Source organism: Microcystis sp. M31BS1 (assembly GCF_020245285.1).
Lineage (GTDB): Bacteria > Cyanobacteriota > Cyanobacteriia > Cyanobacteriales > Microcystaceae > Microcystis > Microcystis panniformis.
Window position 1 is genome coordinate 1 of sequence record NZ_JADBVE010000187.1, and the last position, 6,375, is coordinate 6,375.

The following is a 6,375-nucleotide window of genomic DNA, read 5'->3' on the forward strand; positions in this document are numbered from 1 at the left end:
ACAAAGCAATTAAAGACGCTTTGGCGTTAGTCCAGTCTAATGATCTGGTAGTCTATGAGGCTTTAAAGGTAAGAAACTTAGTCAAAAACCGTAAGCTTGCCAAGTCGATTAGTGATGCTTCTTGGTATCAATTCACTGAATGGTTGAATTATTTTGCCAAGATTTATCGGATTGTTTGTGTTGCTGTTCCTCCCCATTTCACTAGCCAAGATTGTTCAGTTTGTGGGACGAGAGTTCAAAAAACATTAAGCACTAGAACTCATCAATGCCCCAATTGTAAAACAGTCTTAGATAGGGATCATAATGCAGCAATAAATATTCTTAAAAAAGGGTTGCAATATTTGGGAAATCATCTCAACGGTACTGTTGGGCAAACAGAAACCGACCCAAACGCCTTGGGAGAGTCCGGCCTCTGGATTCTTAATGGAGACATTGAGAATCTAAGCTGTCTCGTTGAACAAGGAATTTCCGATAGTGATAGGTCAAGAATCCCCCGTCACAGCGTAGCTTGACGGTGGGAGTATGTCAAGAAGGATAAAAGCAATAAATATGCTGGGTGTTAAAGGGGAGGACACTGGAATTCGGCAGTTTTTGAATTGTCCTAGGGTGAGATGACATCTGGGGTGATGAATCTCTTGAAAATTATCAGGATCGTAATCAAATCTAATCGGTACAGCTACAATATTTTTGGCGATAATATCGGCAAATATCTCGTCTTCTTCATATAGTTCTGGCTCATTTTGAAAAGATTCTAAATAAGGGGATGAGAAGAAAGCTAGTCTATGGGATAATAACTGCGATCCTTGGAAGCGATAAAGTAATTGAATCAAGGCTCCATCAATCATTTTAATATTATAATTCTTCCCGCGATCAAGCTCATCATAAATATCTTGATAGGCAACATTTTTTAGGGCAATGGATAAGTCGGAACTATTGGCATAGCTAATCTCAGAAATATTTTGACTCAATTTATTCAAAGTCGGAAAGTTCTGCTGACTTGATAATCCTACTTCTATCAATTTAGCCGTTAAATTTTTAACATCTTTAAAGATATTCTGAACATTAAGCATTTCTAGACGATTCTTCTAGTATTTTTATTTCATCTGCTGAAAATCGTATTTCACCCCGTTTAGCCTTAGCTAATATTGCTTGCTTTTCCCTGTCATTTTTATCTCTCTTGGTATTAAGAGTATCTCGATAAACCTTCTTCATTTGTTGAAGTTCTTCGGGGGTTGGATAGGTAAACTCAAGAGCAAAATTTCTCGATTTAATTTCCTGAAATTCCCTCTCTAAAGCTTGCATATTTGCTCCATAACCAATAACTCTTAACCAAGCTTTACTTCTAGTCATCGCTGTAAATAAAATATTGCGGTTACTAGCAATTTGTGAACCAGATAAACATTCTTGAGCGTTAATGAAATAAACCATTGCCGCTTCATTGCCTTTTGCACGATAAATCTGTGTAAAAGCAATCGAGTTTTCTTGAAAAAACTCATCGGGAGAAGATGTGCTACCTGCTAAATGAGAATTAATATTTTTTGTAAATAACATTTCTCTAGCTTTTCCAAAAACGTTGCGAGCATTTTTAGGTATTGGATGGATAACCATAATATCTTGGCATCTTAATTCATCTTCCTTGAGATTCTTGGCAATTTGTTCCACTAGCCATTCAAATTGCTCCTGATTGTTATCGAAAGATTTAAAGTTGATAATATCATCGATAGAAGAATGTTCTTCAAGGAATTTAGGACTGGTTTTGGGGGTTCTAATCAGTTTAACAAATTCTCCTGATTTTAATTCTCCTTCTTCAACCTCATAACCAATATCTTGCCATAATTGACGATTATCAAACATTTGAATTAGTCCCTGTGGATAATAAACTCCAAAACCTAGAGCATGAGCAGAGGAAAGAATAGGACGAGAATTTCTGTAACAAGTATTTAAAACTACATCTTGTTGGGGTTCGCTGGGTAAATTCTCCAATTTAACTCTAGGATTACCATGGTTATCATTTCCAAAAATAACTTCGGGAGAATCCATGACTTTACTATTTAAGCTTTGCAACTCATCATAGGCATAAACTAAACGTTTATCATCTTTCAAGATTTCATAGCAGAGTCTTAAGAAGTCTTGAGGAAAATCTTGAGCTTCATCAATTAAAATAAGATCATAATATTGATGAAATTTTTTAATCTCTCGGAAGGCTTTTTGACAGACAAACTCAAAAGGGTCTTCATTCAACAAATATGTTAGGTTGTTTGCTTGACTAAAATCTAAATATTCAATATTATGTCGTTTACATAGCTCATAATAAATTCCTTCTATCTCAGGACTTCCCCAAGCGTGAATAATTTTTACTTTTTCCCAGTCTGGTTCGGAATTTTTATGCTCATAACTAAACCGAGTAATTAAATCTTTGTATTGATCCTTTAACGAGCGTGTATAGAAGGTAACAGCAATATTCCAATCGGGATGAGTTGCATGAAGATAAGCTACTTTCAGCGCTAAGACAATTGTTTTTCCCGAACCTGCTAAACCTCTAATTCTTTGTACACCTTTAGTGGTTTCTAAAACAGCCTTATTTTGAGTTTCATCAAGATTAGCGATAGAATCTTCTAATTTTTTTAACTTTGCTCCCCTAGAATCTGGTTTAACAACATAACTGCGAGCGTCTTTTTTTCTAATGGTTGTAACAGCTTGTATAACTGAGTTGACTTTCTCGAAATATTCAGAATCATTGCCTTGACATTTCTTGATAAAATCATCAAGATCTTTATCTTTAATAAGAACAGGATATTCCTCTGGGTTAATTCCTTCTGGATAATTATTCCAAATCGGTGCATAGGTGGCTACAGAAATGTTAACTATTAGCTTTCTTTTTTGAACAAGCTCTTTATAAGACAGCAGTTTTGCTTCTAACTTGGTTATGCTCTCGTCTTGAGTGCCTTCAATATCCAAATCATAATTTTTTCCCTCATCAATATTAAAAATAATAACCCCTTGCTGACGAGAGACTAATAGAGCATCAATTTGATATCCTCCTTGGGGAGTTCCAATAATAGGATAGCCGATATACAATGTTCCCTCTATATCTGTTCTTTCCTCAAAATATTTAGCTAATCTTTGAGAAGATACAGGTTTAGCTGAAGAACCGCGAATAACGTTAACCATAATTTTTACCTCGGGAGTTCTTTTAGCAGAATCATTAGATGCCTATTGATTCTTGAGGAGGGCAACAAAATTACTATAGCATTTTTTCAACCATCAAGTCATGTTATGATTATCGGTTAATCCCCAGTTTTGACCTAAAGCTATAAATTATAGCTATTAAGTAGGGAGGCACAATTATTTGTAGGATGGGTTAGCGGTAGCGTAACATGAGTGGGCGTTGGGTTTCATGCTTCAACCCAACCTACGTTCTATAAATATAGATATTAACCTCTCACAATAAACCGCGATAGCGGATAAAAACGAGGATTACTGCCCAGGAACCTAAAGCTACTTTAACGGCGACTAAAATGTTTAGTATCGGCAAAATGCCGCCACTAAATAGCGCCCCTAATTCCCCGTGGGGTAACTCAAATCCTGAGAGAGTAATGGCGGCTAAAACAATAAAAACTAAGACGGAAATTTTCTCCCATGTTGCCGCTTGCCAACGGCGATAAATTGCTTGCATCCATTCGGGAGACGAGGTAATTGCTATTAAACCAATTGCCGTACCTCCGGCGACTCCGGCGGCAAAACCTCCCCCCGGACTTAAATGGCCGCGGATAGCTAATTCAATGCCCACTAAAGCGGCAATTGTTGACCCCAAACGGGCTAAAATAATTGAAGGTTGGTCGGTAAATTGATGGATTTTACTGGCGGGTTTTTCGGTGGCTAAAAGAAAATTCGCCCCCATAATGGCAATGGTAAAAACAACCACTTCATAGATGGTGTCGTAGAGACGATTACGAAAAATAACCACCGAAACCGCATTAGGAACACCGCCGTCGTCCACCAGGGATTTAACAATTTCTAAGGATGATACAGAGGAAGCAGTATTGGGAATAATTACCATTTTGACAGCGAAGGCAATGGCGGCTAGAGTGTAAATCCATTTCATTAGTGTTTCTCCTCTAATTTTGGGGTTTCAATACAAGTTAAAGTTGTGTTGGCTGCCGTTAATTCATTTTTAAAAATATCGTAGAGATAGGGTAATCTAATTGTGGTTTCGTAGGAGATAGTTTCTGGATTGTCTTGACGGATACAGACGGCATGAATATCCTTATCCATAAGTGCCTGTTGCAAAGCTTGTTTATCACTGTAGGCAACTAATTCTAAACGCATAAAACGTTTACTTAAAACCGTTTGTAGTTGAGTTTTTAACTGTTCTAAAACTGTATCGTTTTCCTCCGCAATTACTCCTAAACGCATCACTAAAGAGGAACGAATCGCCACCGCGTAGAGAGTTACGGCTAACATGGTTCCCATCAAAGCTTCGGTTAAAGATACATCTGCTGCCCCTAATAAAGCATAGACTAAGGCTGCTATTGCCCCTAAAACCCCGCGAATTACTAGAGCTTGGTAGGGATTAGATTGTAACATCACCATCGCCGCAGTTAAAGGCAAGAGGGCAACAATAACATAGAGATAACTTTCATTCATCTTTAATTTTACTCTCGATCGCTAGAAGTATAAGCTAAAACGTAGCCTAACATGGTGTTCCAAATTGCTAGGGAAATTATTGCCAATAATAATAAAGGCCAATTTTGGGGAACTTTCAAAAGTAGCCCGAAAATAATCGCCATGGAACCCAAGGTATCAGCGACAGATAGACCGTGTAATTTATATAATACCGAGCGCTTGTCTAAAAGATGCGCCGTTCCCCAAAACCAGAAAAAAACTCCGATAGCGATGCAGATATAACTGAAAATGTCAATCATGATTCGTTCAATCGTTTAAGAATTTGTGCTAATAACATAAAGCCGGCATTACCGACACTGAGAATAATCACTGCTACCACTCCAATCATCCAATCATCCCGCAGAACTGACACCACTAGAATAATAATCGATGATTTACTGGAAGCACTGGCAAAGGCGGCCATTTTTTGCCAGATGTCATCATTTCTTGCCACTTCATAAAGGGGAATTAATAAAGCGACAATCATGGCAATGAGAACAATATTCATCCCTGGGAACTCCGTTTAATTACATGAACTTCATAACCCTCATTTTCCTTGTATTCGGTGACGATAGTTTTCGGGGTAAAGGTAATGAGAAATATATCCCAAAAAGCCAATCTGGGTGAACGTTTACCCGACATTCTCTCGAAAATAATTTCTTCTTCTTTGTGGGGACGAAAGATGATTTCAAACGCTTCCTTATAAGCTTGGGGAATAGCCATAAAGACTTTAATTATTACCTTTAACCAATCGCCTAAAGTTTCGCTAGAGGCGAAATTACGGGGCAAAAGAAAAGCAATAGCAACCCCGATCATAATATTAGCAGGGGTGAAATTAGCGGTGAGCAAAAACCACATAGTTAAACGCAGAATTATATGTCCGATCATGCGAATACCATCCAAAATAATAGAACTAACATTATACTCATCATACCGACGAGATTATCAAATTGTTCCCAGGCTCGCGATAATTTTATGGATAACTTTTTGAAAACTCCCAGATATAACCACCACCCGGCACCGATGACAGCTAAAGCTTTGATAATATTGGGTAGATTATAAGCTTCAACATAGACGGCATTGGATAAAAATAGGGCGGCAAGGAGCAGAATTATTGCTGTCCAGAAACCGATAGTTAGCTTCTGTTTGCTTTCGCCACCTGCGTGGGGTAAAAAGATAAATTTAGCAAAGGAAATCGCCGTCCCCACCGCCACAAGATTGATCATAATCTCTTGCCAGGGGACTAAATTTTTCATGGTTAACGCTTTTGCCCCAAAACCGGATAATAGGGGGAATCCAGAGATAGAAAAACTAGCAACCACTAGGGCAATCCAGAGAGAATTGGGGAGCGATTGTTGCTGCAATTCTTTAAAATTGCGACTGGGTAAAACTCCCGCTAACAGAAATAGGCAAGATTTAACTAAACCGTGGGTAAGGGTATAAAAACCACTGACTACCGGGGCGGCTAAAATAAAACCTAACTGGGAAATAGTATGGAAGGCTAACATCCGCTTGCTATCCTTTTCAAACACTGCGTATGACACGCCAAAAATCGCCGTTAGCACCCCCAAAAGCCGAATTAGTCCATCCAAATCCTCTAGGATTAAAGCACAGCGCAGGAGGGGAAAAATGCCAGCTTTTACCACCACCCCCGACATCAGCGCCGAGACGGAGGTTTCCGATTCCGAGTGTGTCATCGGTAGCCATAAT

Annotated in this window: 9 protein-coding genes; 1 reads left to right on the plus strand and 8 read right to left on the minus strand. The window is 38.5% G+C overall.

The genetic code is table 11. The annotated features are described in order from the left end of the window. Positions 1–512 (plus strand): RNA-guided endonuclease InsQ/TnpB family protein (locus tag IM509_RS10835; protein WP_287716921.1); only part of this gene is annotated, 512 nt, incomplete at its 5' end. Here IM509_RS10835 and IM509_RS10840 read toward each other — a convergent pair. The 8 genes from IM509_RS10840 to IM509_RS10875 all read right to left on the minus strand — a co-directional run. After that, positions 483–1,070: a DUF2290 domain-containing protein gene (locus IM509_RS10840; protein WP_052277095.1), complete on the minus strand. Its 588-nt coding sequence runs from the start codon at positions 1,068–1,070 to the stop codon at positions 483–485. The genes IM509_RS10835 and IM509_RS10840 overlap by 30 nt on opposite strands. Further along, positions 1,063–3,171: a DEAD/DEAH box helicase gene (locus tag IM509_RS10845; protein ID WP_185237787.1), complete on the minus strand. Its 2,109-nt coding sequence runs from the start codon at positions 3,169–3,171 to the stop codon at positions 1,063–1,065. Before IM509_RS10845 ends, IM509_RS10840 begins: the two co-directional genes overlap by 8 nt. 271 nt (positions 3,172–3,442) lie before the next feature. Beyond that, positions 3,443–4,105: a Na(+)/H(+) antiporter subunit B gene (locus IM509_RS10850; RefSeq protein WP_002745314.1), complete on the minus strand. Its 663-nt coding sequence runs from the start codon at positions 4,103–4,105 to the stop codon at positions 3,443–3,445. Beyond that, positions 4,105–4,647 carry a DUF4040 domain-containing protein gene (locus tag IM509_RS10855; protein WP_002761421.1) on the minus strand — a complete coding sequence of 181 codons (543 nt, stop codon included), beginning with the start codon at positions 4,645–4,647 and terminating at the stop codon, positions 4,105–4,107. The genes IM509_RS10850 and IM509_RS10855 overlap by 1 nt, the downstream gene beginning before the upstream one ends. Before the next feature lie 8 nt (positions 4,648–4,655). Continuing rightward, positions 4,656–4,925 carry a monovalent cation/H(+) antiporter subunit G gene (locus IM509_RS10860; protein WP_002752066.1) on the minus strand — a complete coding sequence of 90 codons (270 nt, stop codon included), beginning with the start codon at positions 4,923–4,925 and terminating at the stop codon, positions 4,656–4,658. Beyond that, positions 4,922–5,173 (minus strand): hypothetical protein, encoded by a 252-nt coding sequence (locus tag IM509_RS10865; RefSeq protein ID WP_002771873.1) that lies wholly within the window; start codon positions 5,171–5,173, stop codon positions 4,922–4,924. The genes IM509_RS10860 and IM509_RS10865 overlap by 4 nt, the downstream gene beginning before the upstream one ends. Further along, complete coding sequence (locus IM509_RS10870; RefSeq protein ID WP_193959127.1) at positions 5,170–5,553, minus strand: Na+/H+ antiporter subunit E; 384 nt, start codon at positions 5,551–5,553, stop codon at positions 5,170–5,172. Before IM509_RS10870 ends, IM509_RS10865 begins: the two co-directional genes overlap by 4 nt. After that, positions 5,550–6,375 (minus strand): proton-conducting transporter transmembrane domain-containing protein (locus IM509_RS10875; RefSeq protein WP_272079333.1); only part of this gene is annotated, 826 nt, incomplete at its 5' end. The genes IM509_RS10875 and IM509_RS10870, both read right to left, overlap by 4 nt.